Annotated in this window: 18 protein-coding genes; 10 read left to right on the top strand and 8 right to left on the bottom strand. The window is 57.1% G+C overall.

The genetic code is table 11. The features are described from left to right. Nucleotides 1-11: 11 nt before the first annotated feature. The 3 genes from glpK to ACYSMN_RS24720 all read right to left on the bottom strand — a co-directional run bounded on the left by glpK (nt 12) and on the right by ACYSMN_RS24720 (nt 3,717). Nucleotides 12-1,538, bottom strand: a complete 1,527-nt coding sequence (glpK, locus tag ACYSMN_RS24730) for a glycerol kinase GlpK (RefSeq protein ID WP_488926612.1) — start codon at nt 1,536-1,538, stop codon at nt 12-14. 241 nt (nt 1,539-1,779) lie between these two features. Further along, entirely contained in the window at nt 1,780-2,709 is a 930-nt protein-coding gene (locus tag ACYSMN_RS24725; RefSeq protein WP_488926611.1) for a DUF389 domain-containing protein, read from the bottom strand. Between the two features lie 186 nt (nt 2,710-2,895). Then, on the bottom strand, nt 2,896-3,717 hold the full coding sequence (locus tag ACYSMN_RS24720; protein ID WP_488926610.1) for a ferritin-like domain-containing protein: 822 nt from the start codon (nt 3,715-3,717) through the stop codon (nt 2,896-2,898). A gap of 627 nt (nt 3,718-4,344) precedes the next feature. Between ACYSMN_RS24720 and ACYSMN_RS24715 the strand changes: the two genes are divergently transcribed. Further along, on the top strand, nt 4,345-4,911 hold the full coding sequence (locus ACYSMN_RS24715; protein ID WP_488926609.1) for a hypothetical protein: 567 nt from the start codon (nt 4,345-4,347) through the stop codon (nt 4,909-4,911). 136 nt (nt 4,912-5,047) lie between these two features. Here the strand turns inward: ACYSMN_RS24715 and ACYSMN_RS24710 are convergent, their stop codons facing one another. Together ACYSMN_RS24710 and ACYSMN_RS24705 are read right to left on the bottom strand one after the other, a co-directional pair. After that, complete coding sequence (locus ACYSMN_RS24710; RefSeq protein WP_488926608.1) at nt 5,048-7,576, bottom strand: DUF4132 domain-containing protein; 2,529 nt, start codon at nt 7,574-7,576, stop codon at nt 5,048-5,050. 53 nt (nt 7,577-7,629) lie between these two features. After that, the gene (locus ACYSMN_RS24705; RefSeq protein ID WP_488926607.1) at nt 7,630-8,022 is read right to left on the bottom strand and encodes a hypothetical protein; all 393 of its coding nucleotides are present in this window, start codon (nt 8,020-8,022) and stop codon (nt 7,630-7,632) included. 171 nt (nt 8,023-8,193) lie between these two features. Between ACYSMN_RS24705 and ACYSMN_RS24700 the strand changes: the two genes are divergently transcribed. Both ACYSMN_RS24700 and ACYSMN_RS24695 read left to right on the top strand, forming a co-directional pair. After that, the gene (locus tag ACYSMN_RS24700; protein ID WP_488926606.1) at nt 8,194-8,751 is read left to right on the top strand and encodes a hypothetical protein; all 558 of its coding nucleotides are present in this window, start codon (nt 8,194-8,196) and stop codon (nt 8,749-8,751) included. Nucleotides 8,752-8,777: 26 nt separating this feature from the next. After that, nucleotides 8,778-9,545, top strand: coding sequence for a hypothetical protein (locus tag ACYSMN_RS24695; RefSeq protein WP_488926605.1), 768 nt, complete (start codon nt 8,778-8,780; stop codon nt 9,543-9,545). A 104-nt stretch (nt 9,546-9,649) separates the two neighbouring features. On the opposite strand, the gene ACYSMN_RS24690 is transcribed toward ACYSMN_RS24695, so the two are convergent. Continuing rightward, complete coding sequence (locus ACYSMN_RS24690) at nt 9,650-10,294, bottom strand: YceI family protein (RefSeq protein ID WP_488926604.1); 645 nt, start codon at nt 10,292-10,294, stop codon at nt 9,650-9,652. A 64-nt stretch (nt 10,295-10,358) separates the two neighbouring features. Then, nucleotides 10,359-10,808 carry a MarR family winged helix-turn-helix transcriptional regulator gene (locus tag ACYSMN_RS24685; RefSeq protein ID WP_488926603.1) on the bottom strand — a complete coding sequence of 150 codons (450 nt, stop codon included), beginning with the start codon at nt 10,806-10,808 and terminating at the stop codon, nt 10,359-10,361. 168 nt (nt 10,809-10,976) lie between these two features. Between ACYSMN_RS24685 and ACYSMN_RS24680 the strand changes: the two genes are divergently transcribed. Beyond that, complete coding sequence (locus ACYSMN_RS24680) at nt 10,977-11,549, top strand: DUF6799 domain-containing protein (RefSeq protein WP_488926602.1); 573 nt, start codon at nt 10,977-10,979, stop codon at nt 11,547-11,549. Here the strand turns inward: ACYSMN_RS24680 and ACYSMN_RS24675 are convergent. After that, nucleotides 11,546-12,586 (bottom strand): dipeptide epimerase, encoded by a 1,041-nt coding sequence (locus ACYSMN_RS24675; RefSeq protein ID WP_488926601.1) that lies wholly within the window; start codon nt 12,584-12,586, stop codon nt 11,546-11,548. The genes ACYSMN_RS24680 and ACYSMN_RS24675 overlap by 4 nt on opposite strands. A 190-nt stretch (nt 12,587-12,776) precedes the next feature. On the opposite strand from ACYSMN_RS24675, the gene ACYSMN_RS24670 reads away from it, so the two are divergent. The 6 genes from ACYSMN_RS24670 (at nt 12,777) to ACYSMN_RS24645 (ending at nt 20,626) form a co-directional block, all read left to right on the top strand. Then, entirely contained in the window at nt 12,777-13,964 is a 1,188-nt protein-coding gene (locus ACYSMN_RS24670) for a DUF6799 domain-containing protein (RefSeq protein ID WP_488926600.1), read from the top strand. 150 nt (nt 13,965-14,114) lie between these two features. Continuing rightward, nucleotides 14,115-15,536, top strand: coding sequence for a dicarboxylate/amino acid:cation symporter (locus ACYSMN_RS24665; protein ID WP_488926599.1), 1,422 nt, complete (start codon nt 14,115-14,117; stop codon nt 15,534-15,536). 351 nt (nt 15,537-15,887) lie between these two features. Then, nucleotides 15,888-16,469: a hypothetical protein gene (locus tag ACYSMN_RS24660; RefSeq protein WP_488926598.1), complete on the top strand. Its 582-nt coding sequence runs from the start codon at nt 15,888-15,890 to the stop codon at nt 16,467-16,469. A gap of 151 nt (nt 16,470-16,620) precedes the next feature. Continuing rightward, a complete protein-coding gene (locus ACYSMN_RS24655) occupies nt 16,621-18,024 on the top strand; it encodes a M16 family metallopeptidase (RefSeq protein ID WP_488926597.1) in 1,404 nt (467 codons plus the stop codon). A gap of 36 nt (nt 18,025-18,060) precedes the next feature. After that, on the top strand, nt 18,061-19,620 hold the full coding sequence (locus tag ACYSMN_RS24650; protein ID WP_488926596.1) for a M16 family metallopeptidase: 1,560 nt from the start codon (nt 18,061-18,063) through the stop codon (nt 19,618-19,620). 133 nt (nt 19,621-19,753) lie between these two features. Beyond that, on the top strand, nt 19,754-20,626 hold the full coding sequence (locus ACYSMN_RS24645) for a T9SS type A sorting domain-containing protein (protein WP_488926595.1): 873 nt from the start codon (nt 19,754-19,756) through the stop codon (nt 20,624-20,626). The last annotated feature ends 62 nt before the right edge of the window (nt 20,627-20,688 follow it).

Below are 20,688 nucleotides of genomic sequence, written 5' to 3'. Positions count from 1 at the left end.
GGCACAAGGTCTCATTGTGCTTCGGGAGTGGCGGCCGTTTGCACCACACCTTTCGACCATTGCTGCACGGCGTGCACAGCCCGCTGCCAATTCAGGATGCCCGCCTCAATACCGGCACGGCTTTCTTTGGGACTAAAGGCCGTGTCGGCTTGGTTGAGGGCTTTGATTTCGTCCAGGTTGTTCCAATAGCCCACGGCCAGGCCCGCCAGGTAGGCCGCGCCCAGCGCGGTGGTTTCAATCACACGCGGGCGTACTACTTTGGTGTTTAGCACGTCGGCCAGAAACTGCATGAGCAGGTTGTTGGCGGCCGCGCCACCGTCTACCCGCAACTCGGCGATGGGCAGACCGGAGTCCGCTTCCATGGCGCGGAGCACGTCCATGGTTTGGTAGGCAATGGCTTCTACCGCCGCCCGGGCAATATGGGCCGCCGTGGTGGCGCGCGACAGACCAAAGATGGTGCCCCGCGCGTAAGGGTCCCAATAGGGCGCGCCCAACCCGGCGAAAGCCGGCACGAAATACACGCCGTCGGTGCTGCTGACTTGTTTAGCTAGCTGTTCTATCTCGCTTGATGTTTTGATAAGACCCAGATTGTCGCGCAGCCACTGCACCACCGCTCCGGCAATAAAAACGCTGCCTTCCAGCGCGTACTGCACTTGCCCGTCGATTTTCCAGGCCACCGTGGTCAGCAGGTTGTTTTGCGACGGCCGCGGCTCCGGGCCAATGTTCATTAGTATAAAGCAGCCGGTGCCGTAGGTGCTCTTGACCATGCCCGGCGCGGTGCACAACTGCCCAAACAGGGCCGCCTGCTGGTCACCGGCAATGCCCGCAATCGGGATGTTGGAGGCGAAGATCGTCGTTTTGGTTTCGCCGTACACCTCGCTCGACTGCCGCACTTCGGGCAGCATGCTGCGCGGAATGTCGAACAGGGCCAGCAATTCATCGTCCCAGGCCAGGGAGTGAATGTTGAAGAGCATGGTGCGCGAGGCATTAGTCACGTCCGTGACGTGCAACTCGCCCTGGGTGAAGTTCCAAACCAGCCAGCTATCTACCGTACCAAAGGCCAGTTCGCCGGCCTCGGCCTTACGACGGGCGCCCTTAACGTGGTCGAGAATCCAGCGCACTTTGCTGGCCGAAAAGTAAGGGTCTAGCAGCAGTCCGGTTTTGCTTCGAATCAGCTTCTCGTGCCCTTGAGCGCGCAGTTGGTCGCAGAATTCGGCCGTACGGCGGTCCTGCCACACAATGGCATTATACACGGGCTTGCCGGTTTTACGGTTCCATACTACCACCGTCTCGCGCTGGTTGGTGATACCGATGGCCGCGATGCTCCGGCCATTTTGGCCCGCCTTTACGGTAGCCTCTGCCGCCACGCCCGCCTGCGTCGACCAGATTTCCATTGGGTCGTGCTCCACCCAGCCTGGCTTGGGAAACAGCTGGCTGAATTCCTTTTGCGCTTGCGCAACGATGCGGCCCTGCCGGTCGAAGAGAATGGCGCGGGAGCTGGTCGTGCCTTGGTCCAGGGCCAGGATGTGCTGGGGCATGGCGAAAGTAGGGTTGAGAAGACAAATTGTGGGCAGACAAATTGTGGGGATAAGTATACCAAAAGCCAACAATGCTCCCACTGTGCCTGCATTCTGCCGCGTGGCTACACCCAGAGCACTAGGCCCGGCTGCTTCGGTGCTGCGGAAGACCACCTAGTACCATCTTAAATACAGCGTGCAGCCAAACGACATGTTGGCCCGGCGGTGATGATTGAGATTTTTTCTGTCTTCTCCTGATTGTTTAAACCAGTGACTTTCGCTGGTGCACAAAGCGTTGCTTGAGCCACAAGAAAGGTACGCCCAAGCCGATGATAAAGCCCCAGTCGGCACCGAACCGCTCCAGGCCTTGCAGCGCCAAATCGAAGCGGCCCACTGCCAGGCCGGCGCCAATGAGCGCAGTGGCCGGAATGAACGCCATTGCAATAAGCGGCCCGGCCTGAAAACTGCGCCGGAAAGCCGCCAGAATAACCACGCCGGCCAAGGCACCAGCCGCGGCCAGCAGCAACTCCATCAGCTTAGGGTGGACCAGATGCTGCACTTCGTCATTGGTCGCCAACGCTGCCGCGCTGGTTTCGCCGGCCACAACTAGCCCCCACATGGTTAGAGCGGCAGCGGCCACCAGTACGGCATAGCCAGCCAGCGCCGACTCGACTCCCCGCCGCACCAACGTCCAGTGCTGGAGCACCAGCCCCAGCGGCACTTTGGTCATAGGGTCGAAACCCGGGGCAATGATGGCCGAGGCCACGAAGGCCACGGCTTGGGGCACGGGGTCAGACACCAAGCCAATGGCGGCTACAACGCCGCCAAGACCCATTAGCAGCAAATAATTGGTGGTAATCCGGCCCTGGTGACGCAGGCCGCTTTCCATTTCCTCCCAGATAGCTTCGTCCCGATCATCGTCGACGGCTTCGTGGTGGGCGGGAGCAATGAAACTGGCAACTTCACTGGTTACGGCGCTTAATTCGTGCGAATTAGGAACAACGGCACGGGCACGGCGCAGCACCTCGTCGGCTCCGCGGTTGAGCACGTGCACCATGAGTACGTCGCCGATAGGCTTGAGGGAAGCCCCGCGCAGTACAGTCAACCCAATAACAGAATCCAGCTCGGCTAGCTGCGCACTTAGCGCGTCGGTAGCGGCCGGCGGCACAGTTAGTTCTAAGGTCCGGTGCATTGAGACAAGAAGTATAGGTGGAGTCTATTACGCACCGTACGCATAACGTAAGCACGAGCTTACGTGCAGAGGCTGGCAGGGGTTTGAGAGAGTAACGGCGCTTGGGGCATGAGGCGCATATGAAACGAGCAGGCCAGCTGGCCTGCTCGTTTGCATTACAGCATTGCAGAGGTTGAGGGTGCTGTCCTAAACTGACGCTTCATACTGGGCCTGCATCTGCTTCAGTCGCTGGTAGGTTTGCTTCGACACCTGATATTGATGCTCTACCTCGTAGCGCAGGGACCCCGTAACGGTGCGGTCCATCAAGGCTTCTTCGTACGCTTTCAGGGCCCACTCTTCGCCATAAACGTTGGAGCCGAGCACGGCAGTTTCGCTATAGCCAGTGATGGCGGCTTTGGCATCCATCCAGGCCCGGTAGAGCTTGCCTTTGAGGGTGGTACCACTCTCGGGGCCACTCTGCTGCACGCGCAAGTAACCGTTGAGGCGGATGGCGAACTGCTGGCTCTGGCCCGCTAGCTCTTCGTAGTACTTGCGTAAGTCGGCATCTTGGCTTTCGCTGGCGGCCCGCCGGTACCCTTCAATACGGTCGTTGACGAAGAGCAGCAGCTCGTGGATAGCACTGACCGAGCTAACTGCGCGCGGATGGCGGGAAGCTTTACCGGCGCGCAGCAGGTACCAGCCGCCCGCGGCCAGCAGGGCTCCGCCCACCACTTTCTGGGTGGTAGAGAGTTGACGCCAGCCGTTGCCGGTTTGGGTGGCCAGCCGCTTGAGGGGTTCAGGAACCTGCTGGAGCGAGGTAGGCAGGTTCACATTCTGCACCCATTGCTGGGCCTGCGTCAACAAAGCTGCAGGGCCATTAGGAGCAGATTGATCTTCACTTGGAGCAGGGCTGTCAGGGCCCGCCGAGGCGGATGAGGTGGTGGCCTGTGCCTGCTTGTCGCCGGCTTGGGACAAGGCAGTGGCAGCAGCAGAATCGTGGTTAACGCGAGGGCTATTGGGGTGGCTCATGGCAAAGAGAAATACAAGATGAAGGCCAAGCGAATATGTGCTCAGGCATGTATCTCTTTCGGGCGAGCTAGCAGAAAGGTTGCAAATGAAGGAAGAAGTTAGCGGTAGACAGAACCGTCGTCTTGTCTAGTGCTCAGGTTTCTAGTAGCTACTGGTTGGCACCAACTGGTACGGCCGTGGATGTCAGGAACGATAAGAATGCGCATATGTACAGTACGTATAGTTTGTTGAAACCAACAAGTTGTTAGCTTCCCAGCATGATGGTCGTTGGGGGTGTTAACCGCTCATGAACTTGAGCGGCAAGGCATATGGCTGTATCTGTGGCTGCCGATGCAAAGCAAGCATCATTTCTATGAAGGCTTGAAGCATAGCCAAAACCTGAAACTAAATAGAAGGCCTACTTACACTTTGAGATACAAAGTTCTTTTGTTTCCTTTGCTTCGTTACTGCTCCCATCATCTTGCTCGGTTGGCCAACCCCACTAGAGAGGCCATTCCCGAATCTTGAACTTGCCCACCGGCTAGTCTGCCCTGAATCTTAGCTACGGCTGGCATTGGAAGCCCTGCTCTTCACCACGACGCGCACGTCTTAAGAAGTCTTCACACTTGCCCTCAAAACCCTACGGTCATGACTTCAACCAAAAGCATTTTTCGCCTTGCGCTTATCACCGCGGCCATTCTACTTGTGCCCTTGGTGGCAATGCAATTCAAGCCTGCACATGAAGAAGGCTGGAGTCTGGGCGATTTCATTGTCGCTGGCGCCCTCCTCTTTGGCACTGGTCTCGCATATGAGCTGGTTGCCAGGAAGAGAGGCAATATCACGTACCGCCTAGCTGTTGGGGTTGCCCTAATTGCTGCCCTAGCCCTCGTTTGGGTAAATATGGCCGTTGGAATCATCGGCAGCGAGAACAATTCCGCCAATCTGCTGTATGGCGGGGTACTCGCCGTTTTGGGTATCGGTGCCAGTATCGCGCATTTTCAATCGCGCGGCATGGCCCGCGCGCTGCTCGCGACGGCACTCGCTCATTTCGTGGTTCCCGTGGTGGCGCTACTTATCTGGAAGCGCGAGCTGACTCCGAGTGTAGCGAAGGAATTTGTGATGAGTACGCTCTTCGTTGTGCTGTGGCTTGGCTCAGCGTGGCTGTTTTGGCGCGCCAGTGCCACAGGCCCGAATAGAAACCAACGACTTGCGTAACGCAGAACTGTTTTATTCTGCTCGGGGCGTCCGCCAGGAAATAGTGCTCCGAAACGGGTTAGGGCTACTACCAGTGCGGACCAACCAGAATGCCAACTATGGCGTCTTGCGTTACCGGTAACCCAAGTTTAGCAGGCTAGATTTTCTGCTTGATCTGGCGGTTGATGGTTTCGTCCGTGATTTTGTCGTCATCCATAAGTAGTAAGGCTTTGCTGATAATGATGGAGAGAATGGCGTCGCCTTCAAAAGGCAGAAATACGTCAGTAGAGTCGGTTTTGGCGGAACGGTCGGGTACAATGCACAGGTACTGGTCGTTGGGCTCCATGAGGATGTTGCCCGAGCCAAGGTGAATTTTGTAGGTACGGAGCTTGCCGCGCACTACCAGGAACCGGTCCTGAATTTCACTCACCTTGCCAATCTTCATGCGGGGCACCAGCCGCTCCAAGGCCAGTTTGCGGTTTTTGGCTACTTCGCCCAGCTCGCCAAAGCTGTACTGCTCCCAGTACGTGCGATACTGCACCAAGCCGCCGTTGTCGCGCCAAAGCGGATCATTGCCCACGCTGGCTACACCTACGAACAGGTCCACATCACGCATCACTTCCGAAAAAACCAGCGGCGGCACTTCGGGCAGCGGTACCGGCGCGTTGTTGCGCAGGAAACGCACCTGGTCGGTGCTGATATAGTCCCAGATGCCCGTGTCGTTCCACGCGTCTTCGGCATTTACCTCGCTCACCCAAAACTCCGCGCGCAGATTATGGACGGGTAGCAGCAAACTAGCCGAGTCCGACTCGTAGCCCTTATCGTAGGCCCCGAGCAAACTATAGCGCCAGCCGCGCAGCTTAGCCAGCGAGTTGAACTGGTGCTGCTTGAGGATGTGGGCCGCCATGCGGTTGGAATACGTGCGGGTATTTTCCTCCGGTGGCGTGAGCACGTACACCTCGCGGAAAGCCTGTTTGAGAGGCTGCCGAAGCTGGTGCTGTTCCAGCAGCGCCCGCCAAGTCAGCACCTCGGCCGAGGGCGATAGGACCGGGTGCCAAAGCTGCAATTGCGTCGCGTCGGTGGGGGCGGCTGTGGGTTGGCCGTGCGCGTCGCGCCACGCTTCGTCGAGCCACATGGCGTCAGTGGAGCGTCCATCGGGCTGATGAAAGCGCCAGATGAGGGGGCGCACCAGACAGCTAAGCAGGCCGTGGTTGAAATAATACTGGGCAAACCAGGGCCACGGGATACGGCGCTCTTCCACGAAGCTGCGGTCGAGTCGGTCGCGCTGGGCCGTGTACGTCTGCTGGGCTTGCGTCTGGGCGTCTTTCATCTGCTTCAGCTCGGCAGCATGCGTGGCTTTCAGCGTTGCGGGGGCCGTTTTGAGCGGCTTACCGGCTTTCTCCCACTGCACATTGGCTTTGCCTTCCGTTAGGTCTAGCGTCACGGTATACTCGCCAAAAGGAGCCACGGCACGGCCAGCGTTGAGGTCAAAATCGGGCACGGCTATGTCCTCGATTTCAGCAGGACTGACGCCAAGCGCCTGAGAAGCTTGTTCGATGTAGTGCGCAATCAGCTCCTGCGTATTGGTTTGCTTGATTCTAGGCCGCAACCGCGCCAAAGCAGACACGCCCGGCAATCCGTTTTGCGAGAGAGCAAGCAGGCAGGCGTTGCCGACGCCCACCGCCAGCGGCCCCTTGCCCGGAATCTTACGGTAGCATTTCACGGCTAGGTTGGTCAGCAGATGCAGGATGGTATCATCGGCTAGTGGCTGCACGGCCCACACCAATCCTTTGGCTACGATGGCGTTTGCCTCCAGCAAAAAGGTGTAGGAAGTGTACGTGTACGAACCAGAGTTGCGCACTTTCTCCTCTACGGGCATCTTGATCAGCAATTCCAGCCACCCATATGCTCGTTGGCGCACTGCATCGGCCCCAACGGCGGCAATGGCGGCTTCTAATTCCTTGCGCAGTTTGGCCGTGGGCTGGCCGCCATTCGCCTTTTGCCACAGCTGGAGCAGGCGCAGCCAGGGAAGGGTGGCAGAAGATTCGGAGTCGAGGTTCGCCACAAACTGATTTAGCTGCTGCCCGAAAGGGTCATCGTCAGCCAGCACAACAGTGGGTAGAATTTCAGCATCCGTCACCTGATTCAGAATTTCCTGCACTTTGAGCGAGATTTTACCGACGTCGCCAGAACGGCCAGTAGTATGGTGCAGCAACTGTCCTAAAGAAGCCAGCATGGGCTGGCTCAGGTGGCCTTGCTTTTTAGCCAGCCGGCCCACCTGAGCCAAAGTTAAGCCCACCGGGAAGGGCCAGAAGTCTAGTGCGGGGCGAGCAGCTGAGAAATCAAAGCCATACAGCTTAAATAGCCGCAGGTAATCGTCTTCACCCAAGCCTAATGTACCTCGTAATAAAGCGCTTAGCAATTCAGCCATGTCGTACCGGGCACGATAATCTTCTCTACTGCACCGGCGCATAGCCGTGGCAATGGCCAGCACCAACCGCCCTTGGTAAGCAGCATCCTTGGCCCGTACCGCTTGGTAGGCTAGTAACTCGTTAAGCTTAGTGTCATACCCTCTATTCATCACTTCAGGGATGAGCTCAATAAGCACGGTCTTCATCTCGACGGCCTCGGCACAAGAGTCATCGAATATATCCATCTTGGTGATTTTCTCTCTTATAACAGCCATTCTTACGCAGTCTTAGTAATTTCCAGAACAGACAACAAGTAGGTGGCGCTTCCTCAGCCGCCTACCAGCGGCGTGAGCTTCACAAAACTGGCTGTGGCTCCTTCGCCAAGCCACACTTCCTCGTCGAGCGTTTCCACCTGCCGGTCGTTTACGAGCACGAAGTAGCTGTTGCGCTGAAATCCTTCCAGGGCCTTGTACAGCTGCTCTTCGGCGTCGATGAGCTTGAAGGTGCGCTGGCGGTAGCCGTTGAGTACCCGTTCCGATTCGGTGGGCTGCACCAAACCTCGAAATACTTCCGATTGCTGAGCGTTGTGAGCGGCCACTTCCTGGCGCACTCGCTGCTCAATCAATTCTCGCACTGTCAGCATTTCCTGGGCTATTTCTAGCTCCAACCGATGGAGGACACCGCCCGTAGCAGTTTCGTCCTGAATAGTAAGCACAGCCATGCACGTCTGCGTAAAAGTGAAACGAAAAGAACCAGCCAAACCGCTCGGCTCGTTTCGGCAAGGTGCCAAAAACTCACTAAATCATCCTCTCTCAGCCAACGAAATCTCGACTCTGCTTCGCCTCCAAACTTTTAATTCCTCATTTTTAATTCTCAATTCCTCATTCCCTGCATGCCCGTTCCGTCCGCCGAGTTCAAGAAAGCGCTCAAGCGTCTCTCCGATAAAGAAAAGGAGGCCCTGCTCCTGCGCGCCGCGCGCCGCGACGCTGAGCTGTACGATACACTCAGCTTTGAGCTGCTGCCCGAAGTGACCACCGAAACGATATTCGAAGAAGCCTCCGACCGAATCCACGAGCTGTTCAATGTAGCCGTAACGGGCCGCCTACTCAACCGCAGCCTCACCAAAGCCCTGCAAAAAGCCACCAAGGAAGTGGCCCGCGCCAGGCGGGTCACCAAAGACAAGCGCCTCGAAATCGACTTGAATCTTTACACGCTACGTCTCATCTTCGACAATTACACCGGCCAGTTCGACAGCGTGTATGCGGGCTTTTACACCGCCACGGCCCGATTGGCAGCCCGTACTGCTCAGCTGGTGACGCAGAATCTGCACGAGGACTTATGGCTGGAGTACAAAGCCGACGTGGATGATTTCCTGGCGCAGCTGCACGGCCGCAGCAAAAGCCGCAGCCTCAAGTTTGAGTTGCCGCAGGAGCTGGCCTTGCCCGATTAATAGTTTCTTGCGGAAAATTCCGATTCATGTTGCTTTCTCGTCTATTGCCCACCCTTATTCTATGTAGCGGCTTGGCTGCCTGCTCCGAAGAACCGGCTCGTCGGGCGGCTCCCGCCACCGCTAAAACCAGTACCACCCCGGACACGGCCGCCGTACGAAAAGCAACGCAGGAATATCGGGTGCACTACAACGCGCCCGTTTCGCTCGACAGTACCGATTTCTACTATCAGCCCGTTTCGGTGGTGCCGTTGAAACAGGAAAGCAGCCGAGGCAGAATATTATCGAGCAGTTCTTACGACGAAGAACCCAGATCGGAGTATGACATTGAAGGCACTTGCTACAACCTGCTTTTCTTCCAGAAATCGACGTTACAAGAACATCCCCTACTGCCGCACGGCCGCTTCGTCGTCACGGAAATTGATTCGGAAACGAAGCCCGACGTGCGCTGGCCCTTTCTGTTTTACACCATTGTAAAAGCAGATACCAACGCCGACGGGCAGCAGGATATAGCGGATGCCAGCGCCTTATTCGTGTCGGACCGCACTGGCCGGCAGCTTCGACAACTCACGCCAGATGGCACGCACCTAGAAAGGCGCTACCTGCTCCCCAAAACCAGCTTGCTCTTGGTAGAAGTACGCCCCGACGTGGACAAGGACCGCAAATTCACGCATGCGGATGGCTCCTACTGGCTCCGCTTCGACCTTCACAATATTGGGGCGGCCCCAGTACGGCAGCCCGCGGCGGCTCTAGCCAAAACCCTACACGAGCAAATGATAGAGCGCCAGACCCGCTAGCTGCAACGCCCCAGCTGCCCACGAAAAAGCCCCGCCAGCAGGAGCTAGCGAGGCTTTTAACTGAACGCCAAATCATCCATTCAAAGGCATTCAGCCGTGGCTGATTATTGCTTGGCAATAATGTTGAAGCTCAGCGCAAATTCGTCCATGATGGCCTTATCGCCGATGCTTTCAAAGAAAGACTTCGAGCCGTATTTGATGTCGAATTTGGTACGGTCGATGTTGGCGGTGCCGCTGGCCGAGGCAACTCCATTCTTCACGCCCACTTTGGCCGGGAAGCTCACGCTCTTCGTGATGCCTTTAATGGTCAGGTCGCCGGTGATGGTGGCGTTGTTGCCGGCAGCATCAGCTTTCAGCGGCGCAACTTTCGTGATTTTGAACGTCGAAGTTGGATTCTTGTCGATGCTGAAGAAGTCCTCGGAACGCAAGTGACCCACCAGTTTGCCATTGTACTCGGCATCTTTCAGGTCTTCTACTTTCAGCGAGTTCATGTCGACGGTGAAAGTGCCGCCCACAATTTGGCTGCCCCGCACGAGTACGTCGCCTTCTTTGAACTGAATAGAGCCATTGTGCTCGCCAGTTACTTTTTTACCCACCCAGCCCAACGTGCTCAGCTGCGGCTGCAGCTTGTACGTCTTGTCGGCAGCTTTTTGGGAAGTAGCAGCTTTTACAGCAGCAGGATTGCCGGCGTACGCAGGAGCAGCAAGCAGCGAAACGGCGAGCAGTGCGGGCAAAATGATTTTTTTCATGAGTGAAAAAAGAAGTGAAATGAGGTAAGCGGAAAAAGTGAATGAAGAGGAAAAAGGCGACGGGTTAGTCGCGAATTTTGTCGAGGAGGGTGCTGAGCTGCGCGGCTTCTTCGGCCGTGAGGTTATGGAGTCCAATGGGGTTTTGCTCCATGGCCACATCCATGCGGCGCAGTAGGTCGAGGCCCGTTTCGGTGATGCAGATGTCCACGGCTCGCCGGTTGCTCGGGCACACGGCTCGCGTTACGAGCGCCTTGCTTTCGAGCTTGTCCACGATACGCGAAGCATTGCTGGTCTTGTCCAGCATTCGGTCGATGAGCAAATTGACAGTAGCTGGCTTGGGATGCTGGCCGCGCAGAATGCGTAAAATATTGAATTGCGGCAGTGTTACGCCAAAGCCTTTGAAAGCATTAGCTTGCCGCTGCCCTAGCCAACCAGCCGTGTACAGAATGTTGATATGGGCCTTTTGATGGGGGTCGCGAAAAACAGGCTGTTTGATTTCATCCTCTATTTTCATGGCTCGCATAGGGTGCTTCAGAAATTCGTAACAAATATATGTACATACATTTAATGTCGCAACATGATTGCATAAATTTATTTCAACCCATTTTGGAGTTTTATCGTAGCCATTTGCCAACAATGTTCGTAAGGAGAAAACCATCACCTTTTTAGGCTCAGCTTCATTATGAGAACGCACGTTTACCTGCTGACTTTACTACTGTTTGCTGCGGCGCTGCAACCAAGCGCTGCCCAAACCACAACCGCGCCAAAAGCTGCCGTCGTTGCTTTGGCGAGCAGCAAGGAGCAGTTCGTGATGCATAATGGGGAGGTAGTGCTGCAACAAGGCGGTACTACTACGCCACTCACGAGAAATATAGTGCTTCCTAACGGGACCAAGGTAAACTACAAAAGTGGCATTGTAGAGTTTACGGACGGCAAGAAGGCCACTCTTCAAGAAGGCGATTACGTGACGCTAACCGGCGACGTAGTGATTGCGACGTCTGAGGAGGTTCGGTCGCGTACTAATACCCTCCCAGCAGACGGCAAATTCAAACTGTACGTCGATAAGGACCAGAAACCTAGCACCCAGGCCAACACCGTAGCGCCCGCTACCAACGAACTGCCGGTCCTGCTCACCCGCAAAATCCAGCTTTTAAACGATAAGATCAGCTTAATGGTACCTGATCCGGCCAAGCAGGACGCTATCAATAAGATCAACGAACAGTTATTGAGTCTCGATTCCAAGATAGGCCGCTAGGCAAAGCTTGGAGGCAGTGTAACAGCCGGCGCAGCCCATAGCTCGCCGGCTTTTTCGTGTACTACCCCAAACGGTTCGTTCCGGATGATGAGTAGCCCATCTAAGTCGCACACCTGGGCGAGGCCACTAATCTGCAACGCCGACCAAATACCTAGCGAGGTTTCCACCATGCAGCCTAGCATAGTTTGTAGGCCGTGCGCGGCAGTTTCGCGCAGAATACGCAAGCCATTGCGGTAGCCCCCCGCCTTCATCAGCTTCATGTTCACGCCGTGAAACTGACGGGCAATATCCGCAAAGTCGGCCGCGTCCGTCACCGACTCATCGGCGAAAAGTGGCCACGGCGTACGGCTGTGTAAGTAGCGGTAAGCATCGGCGTGGGCTGCCGGCATGGGCTGCTCTAACAGGCGCACTCGCAGGCTTGGCAGCGTGGCCGTACGCTCCACAAACCGCAACAGTTCGTCGGCGTCTTGCCAGGCTTCGTTGCCATCGATGATGAGTGGCCGGCCGGGGAGTGTCTGCGTTACTTCCCGTAGTAGCTCGTAGCCTATTTCTTGGTTCACCTTGATTTTGAGGAGAGCGAAACGGCCCATGTCCTGCTCGCGCAGAAAACCCGCTACCTCGCCCGGCTCCATAATAGGTAGCGTGAAAGAGGTGGGCACGGCCGCGGCCGGTTTGGGCAGCCCCAACCACTGCCACACCGGTTGCCCGGCCCGGCTCGCCTCCCAGTGCACGAAAGCCGATTCCAGCGCAAACCGGAGCGCGTGCGCTGGTGGTTGCGCCGCCAAAAATTCCTGTAGCTCCGCTTCGGTCTGCACGCGAGACAAGCCGGCCTGCAGCAGTTGCTCGAACTCTGCCCGGAGGCCCTCTGGAGTTTCCCCGTAGCGGATGTTAGGAGCCGCTTCGCCGTAACCACTGGGCCCGCCGGCATCCCCTTGCACCCGCACGAGCAGGTTGGTTTTGGTGGTAGAAGCGTTGCGGGAAATTTTCCAGGTGAACCGTAGTGGCAGTTCGAGGAGAGTGAGAGACCAGGTGGGCATAAAGCAGAATATGGGTCCGGCGAAGGTAAGGAGTTGCCTGCAGGCCCTGTGAGCCAGCCCAGGAATTCCCTTCTGTCGGGTGACGGATGGGTTTCAAATAGAAAAAGTCTTTGTTCGACTAGTAAAATACCGGCTTGGAGTAACATTCAATACTTTTAGCATCCAACTCTCCCTTTGCTCCATTATCTGCATGAAACCACACCTACTTCTCTGTTTCATTTTTTGCCTGCTCCTGCACTCGGCGCAGCAAGTGCGTGGCCAAAACTCCACGACAACCAACCGCGCCGCGGGCTACACCGCCTGGTTTGAAGTGCACGACAACGCGCTGCTGTTGCGTACGGGCACGCAAAGCAAGCCTCTGAGCAAAGACGTTACTTTGCCCAACGGCACCCGCCTCAACTACAAAACGCGCACGGCGGCGCTGGCCAACGGTAAGAAGGTGGTGTTGCAGGAAGGCGACCTGGTAGACCTCAACGGCAACGTTGTTTTGGCTCAGTCCTCACTTCCTCCACCACCGGCCCCAGTTATTCCAGCGCCAGCACCTGTTGTTCCTGAGCCTAAGCCAGCTCCGGCGGCTTTCATTTATCAACCCAAGGAGCCAGTGAATGGCAAGCTCAAAGGCGTGGTAGAGCTAGGCGCTAGCGGTTTCAACTCGTTTATCGTGCGAATAGATGGGCAGAAGAACTGGAAGCTGGAAAAGTCCGAATTCGGCAACAGCTTAGTGATGGAGCACATGGCCACGGAGGATGACGTGCGCAAGGGGCTCAAATCATACATCAGCCAAATGATAGATTACGGCGTCAGTGCGCGCGACATCCATTTCGTGGTTAGCTCCGGCGCGGCGATGTCCAAAGAAACGGCTCAAATTGTGAAGTCGTTGGGGGCGCTGAACTACGTGGTTACTACTGTAACGCCCGAGCGCGAAGGTGCGTTGGCCCTGCAAGCGGCACTGCCCGCTGGCTATACCGATAAGGCCTTTGTGATGGACATCGGCTCGGCTAACACCAAGCTCTCGTGGCTGGAAAAAGACGCCGTGCAAGCCCGTAGCAGCTACGGTTCCAAATACTTCCAGACCAACACCGACGATGCTACCGTAGCGGCCGATGTGCGGGCCAAGGCCGAGCAGGTACCCGCCAGCCTACGCGGCACGTGCTTTATTATTGGCGGAGTTCCGTATGAAATGGCCAAGGCGGTCCGCAAAGGCCAGGAGCGGTTCACGGTGCTAAGCCAGCCCGGCGGGTACGAGCAACTGAGCGGCGCCAAGTTGAAATCGGGGGTGAATATCTACCAAGCCGCCGCCACCGCCACGGAGTGCCAGCAGTTTGTATTCGACTGGGATGCCAACTTCACTATTGGCTATCTGCTCACACTGAAGTAGGTAGAAATAGCCGTCAGGATCGGCGCGGGCCTCCCCGGATATCTTATTAGATGTCGGGGGAGGCTTTTTTGCCAGGGGCAGATGGTCGAGACTTCAATCGGCTATCTTTGCTGACTTTCCGCCCATTTCTTTCCCTTGCTCCTGCCCCGCATGAAGTTTTCGCCACTTGTTCTGCTTGTTTCGGTGCTGGCCCTCGTGGCGGCTATTCTCACGGCGTTGGCCGCTTCTGGTACGGGGAGCATCAATCCGGGTGTGGCGCAGGCGGCCCGCTGGTTGTTTCTGGCGGCTTTCATAGCGTACGGGGCACAACGCCGCTCGCTCACCTTCTGGATAGTAGTGAGCATGTTCGTGGGCGCTGAAATCGGCAACGATTACCCAACCGTTGCCGTCAACCTTAAAGTGCTGAGCGATGCCTTCTTGCGGCTCGTGAAGACCATTATTGCGCCGCTCGTGTTTGGCACGCTCGTGGTTGGTATTGCGGGGCACGCCAACCTGAAGCAGGTTGGTAAAATGGGCCTTAAGGCGCTGGTATACTTCGAAGTCGTTACCACCTTCGCCTTGTTTATTGGTCTGGCCGCCATCAACCTCACCAAAGCCGGGGTTGGTATCAGCCAGACCGGCGTCGATGCCAACGCGGAGAAGCTGCAAACCGTGGAGCAAAGCACCTCCGACATTATTATGCACATCTTCCCCGAAAATATTGCCAAGTCGGTAGCCGAGGGCCAGGTGTTGCAAGTCGTGGTGTTTGCCATCATTTTCGCCATCGGGCTGGCCATGGTGCACCAAAAGCACCGCCGCCCCATGCTGGAGTGGGCCGACAGTCTGTCGGAGGTGATGTTCAAGTTCACCAACGTGGTTATGTTTTTCGCGCCGTTGGGCGTGGGCGGTGCACTGGCGTACACGGTGGGTAAAATGGGTTTCGCGCCGTTGCTGAATGCTTTTCAGTTGCTGCTCACACTCTACGCCGCCCTGATTGCCTTCTTGCTGCTAGTGCTGTTGCCGGTTGCGCTCATTGCCCGCATCCCGGTGAAGCGTTTCGTGCAGGCCATTGCGGAGCCCGTCAGTATTGCCTTTGCCACCACTTCGTCGGAAGCTGCCTTGCCCCGCGCCATGGAGGCCATGATTAACATGGGTGTGCCCCGCCGGGTGGTAGCCTTTGTGATGCCCACAGGCTACTCCTTTAATCTTGATGGCACCACACTGTATCTGTCGTTGGCGTCGGTGTTCGTGGCGCAGGCGGCGGGCGTGGACCTTTCGTTTGGGCAGCAGCTTATCATGGTGTTCACCCTCATGCTGACTTCGAAAGGGGTGGCGGGCGTGCCGCGCGCTTCGCTCGTTATTCTGCTGGCTACGGTGGCCTCGTTCAACCTACCGGCCTGGCCCGTATTCATTATCCTGGGCATTGATGCATTGATGGATATGGCCCGCACGGCCGTCAACGTTATCGGCAACTGCCTTGCTACGGCCGTAGTGGCCCGCTGGGAAGGCGAGTTTGTGGACAATTACGTGGCTAGTGACTCGGTGGAGGAACTGGCCGAAGCGGACAGCGCCCTGGCTCACGAGGCGCACTAGTGCCGAACTTTGGCCCGCCGAGAGTAGCTGTTATCCTCGTTGAAACCACACAATTAGTCGATGAACCGTTGTTAAGCTGCTTCAGCTTGTGCCTACCTTTGACGTAAGTAGATGGGAAGGAAATAGTCGACCTGTGAAATATAAAATAGGCAGGAATACACGCGCATGGTATTAAATCCGGGTTATCTTCATTTTTCGTAGATTTACTGCCACCCTGGCCCCTGCCTACTGTAGGCGGTGTGCTGAATAGATGCTTGAGTTCTCCGCCTTATGACATCATTTCGCTGCTTGCTAGCGTCAGCACTGCTGTCCTTCATTATGCTGCCTGGTTGCAAATCGGCAGACCGCATCATGTTCCAAACGCCTAGCAACCGCTTGAGCAGCCAGTTGCCACCGTTGGAAATTGCCGTTGACAACGGCCCCTTGGCTCAAGCCGAAGGAGATGGTGCCTTACCCGACGACCCGTTGCGGGTGTTCCAGCAGGAAATCAGCCAGAACGTGGTAGAGCCCAGCGACAGTGTCCGTTATGGATATGCTAAGTTGCTCGTGACTGAAGCCGAGGGCAAACGGACCGGCAAATTCTTTCAAGGATTTCAGTTGATTACCCTCATGCTGCCTAGCCTGCTGGGCATGCCAGTGCAATATTGCCGCACCAACGTGAAAGCGGAAGTGCAAATCATTAACTCGCACGGCGAAGTAATTGCTACTTACGCCGGTACCGGCCGCTCCAAGGTGCGGGTGGCTATGTACCACGGCTATTCTCAGGCTCTGGCGCCCCGCTTGGCCGATATGCAAGCCCTGCGCCTGGCCCTCGACCAAATTCGTCCGCAGCTGGAAATCAATGCCGACACCCTACGCGAGCAGTTGGTAGCCATTGGCCCCATGCGGGAGTTACAAGAAGAAGCCCCCGACAGCGTGACTGCCAATCAATAGCCGCTGGCTGCCAGTCGATCAATTTTCGCAAGCTCCTTTCCGCCGTAGCCGGGAAGGAGCTTGTTTTTTTAGGGCAAGACCGAAAATCATTGGCGCAACCTTTACGGGCTTGGTTGCTACTTTGGCGCGTCACTCTTTCTTATTTCTTCTCATGAAACACGCACTGCAGGCCTTGCTGCTGGCGAGTGGCCTCCTAGCGGCCCCGTTGGCGCACGGCCAGAAACTTGCTGGGCCGGCCGCCCCCGAAGCGCCCATGCCCGCGCCCGCCGCTGCTGCGGCCCCCGCTTTCCCCTACCCTATCCAGCAGAAGCAGCTCGCTAACGGCCTCAACGTCGTGACGGTGCCGTTCGACTCGCCGGGGCTGGCTTCGTTCTTTTTGGTAGTCCGCGCCGGCTCCCGCGACGAGGTGGAGCCGGGCCACACGGGCTTTGCGCACTTCTTCGAGCACGTGATGTTCCGGGGCACCGATAAGTACCCGAAGGAGAAATACAATGATGTGCTCAAGAGCATTGGAGCCTCCGCTAACGCCAATACCTCGCTGGACCGGACCGTGTACCACATGACGGGCAACGCCGTCATGCTAGAGAAAATGTTTGAGGTGGAAGCCGACCGGTTTCAGTATTTGAAATATCCCGAACACGAGTTCAAGGCCGAAGCCGGGGCCGTGAAGGGCGAATACACCAAGAACTCGGCCTCGCTCTACACCCAGCTCAACGAGAAAGTGGCCGATGCTGCCTTCGACAAACACACCTACGAACACACCACGATGGGTTTCTTCAAGGACATCGTGGACATGCCCAACCAGTATCAGTACTCGCTTACGTTTTTCGACCGGTTCTATCGCCCGGAGTACACCACGTTGCTGGTGGTAGGCGATGTGAAGGCGGATCAAGTGAACAAGCTGGCCGACCAGTATTTCTCTTCCTGGAAGCGCGGCTCGTACAAGCCCACCATCCAGCCCGAACCGGCCCAGACGGCGCCGCGCTACGTGCACATCCAGAACACCAACTTTCCGCCGCTGGTAAGTCTGAGCTACCGTGGGCCGGCTTTTTCGGACCAGCAAAAAGACCTGCCGGCCCTGGACGTGCTGACCACCATGCTCTTCGCCGAAAACTCGCCGCTCTATCAGCAACTAGTGGTGAAGGAGCAGAAAGTGCGCTTCGTGGGCGGCTCTCCTAACTACACCCGCGACCCATACCTGATGACGATTCGGGCTTCGGTGGTGAAGGCGGAAGACATGCCCTACGTGAAGGAGCAGATTACGAAGGCGCTGGAAGAGCTGAAGACCAAGCCCGTAGACGCCAAACGCCTCGCCGACACCAAATCGGCTTTGAAATATGGCTTTCTGATGAGTCTCGACGCGCCCGACCAGATTGCCAATTCCTTATCGGAGTTTATCTGGCTCACGGGCAGCCCCGAAAGCCTGAACCGCTACTACTCGCTCTACGACCAAGTAACGCCCGCCGACATTCAGGCGGCGGCCAAGAAGTACTTCGTGCCCGAAGGCCTCACGGTTGGCACGATTGGGCCGGGCGCTACGGGCGGCGTGCAGTAGCCCGCACACCCTTTTTCTCCCTTCGATTCATTTCCCATGAAATATACTTTTTCTCGCTTCCTGCTGGCGGCGGCCCTACTTGGGCCAGCCGGTGCATCCGTAGTGCAAGCCGCCGACTTGGTGGAACTGCGCCAGCCCAACGCCGCCAAAGTGGTGGTGAAGCTCCAGTTCCGCAACGGCTCCTCGGCCGACCCAGTGGGCAAAGAAGGCCTCACTTACCTCACTAGCCAGCTGATGATGGAAGGTGGCACTAAGGACATGACTTCGGCCCAGCTGAAAGACTTCCTTTACCCGATGGCCACTCGCTACTACGCCACCACCGATAAGGAAGTCACCACGTTTACGTTCGAGCTTCACCGCGACTTCGTGGACAAGTTTTACCCGGTGCTGCGCGGGCTGCTACTCACGCCGAGCTTCACGCAGGAAGACTTCGACCGGCTCAAGAGCAACCAGCTCAATTACGTGGAGCAAGTGATTCGGGCTTCCTCGGATGAGGACTACAGCAAGTTTGCGCTGGAAGACCAACTGTTCCGCGGCACCCGGTTCCAACACATGACGCGCGGCACCGCCGCCGGCGTGAAGGCCCTGACCCTGGCTGATGTGAAGCAGCAGTACGCCGCCGCTTTTGGGCAGGACAACCTTAGCATCGGGCTAGCCGGCAACTACCCGGCTTCTTTCGCCAAGCAGCTCCAAACCGACCTCAACAAACTGCCCAAAAGCTCGGTGAAGCCGGCCGTGCCGACCGTGGCCATGCCTAAGGGCGTCCGGGTTGAAATCATCAGCAAACCCGACGCGCTTGGTTCGGCCGTGTACACGGGTTTTCCCATCCAGACCACCCGCGCCAACGACGACTTCGCGGCTTTAATGGTGGCTAATTCCTGGCTGGGTGAGCACCGCAAGAGCTACGGCAAGCTCTACGACAAAATCCGTACAACGCGCTCCATGAACTACGGCGACTACAGCTACGTGGAGTGGTACGAAGCCGGCGGCCAAAACATGCTGCCCGTACCCGGCGTGCCGCGCCACGCCAACTACGCCAGCCTGTGGCTGCGCCCGGTGCAGATAGCCGAGGGCCTGCGCAAGCAATACCCCACCGAGCTAGGCGACCTGAAAGTAGGCCACGCCCCGTTTGCTTTGCGCCTCGCTATCCGGGAGATGGACAACGTGGTGAAAAATGGCCTGAGCAAGGAAGACTTTGAGCTGACGCGCACCTTCCTGCGCTCCTACGTGAAGCTCTACGGCACCACGCCCGCCAAGCAGCTCGGTTTCCTGCTCGACTCTAAATTTTACGGCCGCAAAGACTGGCTAAAAGAAGTGGACACTCAGCTCGCCAAGCTTACCCTCGACGACGTAAACCGTGCCATTCGCAAGCACTGGCAGGTGCAGAACATGTTCGTGACCATCGTGACGGACGACAGCGAAGCTCAGCCCCTGGCCGACGTGCTAAAGCAAAATACCCCTTCGCCGATGAGCTACGCCAACGTGGTGAAGGCCGGTCTGCCCGCCGCCGTAGTAGCCGAAGATCAAGCCGTAGCCGACTACAAGCTCAACATAACGGAAGTGAAAATCGTGGATACCAAGGACACGTTCAAGTAGCAGCTGCTTGCTTTGGCAGACTCAAAAAACCGCACCAAAGAATTTTGGTGCGGTTTTTTCGTTTTCGGCTTTAAACCCGCGACGCTCGGCTGCATCTATGCTTGCAGTTGACACCCTTCTTACCGATTACCCGATGAAAGCACCTTGGAACTTGCTGACGCTGCTCTTCTTACTGTTGGCTCCCTTCAACCCTAGCCTAGCCCGCAGCCACCGTGAAGCTCGCCCCGGTGGTCCCGGCCGCCCCGAAATAAAAGCCTATGTCGCGCAAAATGTGCTGCCCGTAGTGCGGCAGCAGCGCCAGAAGCTGGAGCCGCAGCTCAGCACCGGCGACAAAGCGCAACTCGCCATTTACCGCACCCAGATGCAGCAACTGCGCCAGCGCGGCCAGACGCTGCGCCAAAGCATCCGTCCGGCCGGCACTGCGCCCGAAACGCGCCCAGAACTGACGGAAGCCCAGAAGCAGCAATTTGAGCAGCTCCGCGCCGATAGAAAGGCCCTGCTGCTGAATGTGGCGCAGCTGGCCCAGAAATACGAGGGCGACATTGCCCGGCTGGCGCAGGAAGTGCAGCCGCAAAAAGAAAAGTGGACCGCCGATCTTAAAGCTCTGGTGGAAAAGAATACCACGCCGGAGCAGGCGGAAAAAACGGGCCGCCCGCACCACTGGCTACACCGCGGCACCGACCGGTTTTTCCGGCCCGCTATGTTCCTGCTCCTCGATCCTAGCGCGCCCACCAAAGCTGAGCGGGACTTAGGCGGCAGCAGCCTATACCCTAATCCGGCCACCGCTACCAACCAGCTGCAATACGAGGTGAAAAAGGCCGGCCCCGTAACGGTGGAGCTGCTCGATGGCCGGGGCAACGCATTGCGCACCGTGGCTCAGGAAGCCAAGCAGGAAAAAGGCGCCCACACGCTACAGGTGAATCTGGCCGACCTGCCTACGGGCACTTACTTCTATAAAATCACGACCCGATCGGGCTCCGAAACCCGGCGCTTCGTGAAAGAATAACTAGCTGACCCAAGTTGCAGGCTATAGCCCGAATCGGTCGATAGCGTGAACGAAGACGAAGA

Source organism: Hymenobacter sp. M1-2, assembly GCF_057808495.1.
The sequence above is the reverse complement of the archived record's forward strand: the minus strand, read 5'-3'. Positions and strand labels throughout refer to the sequence as shown.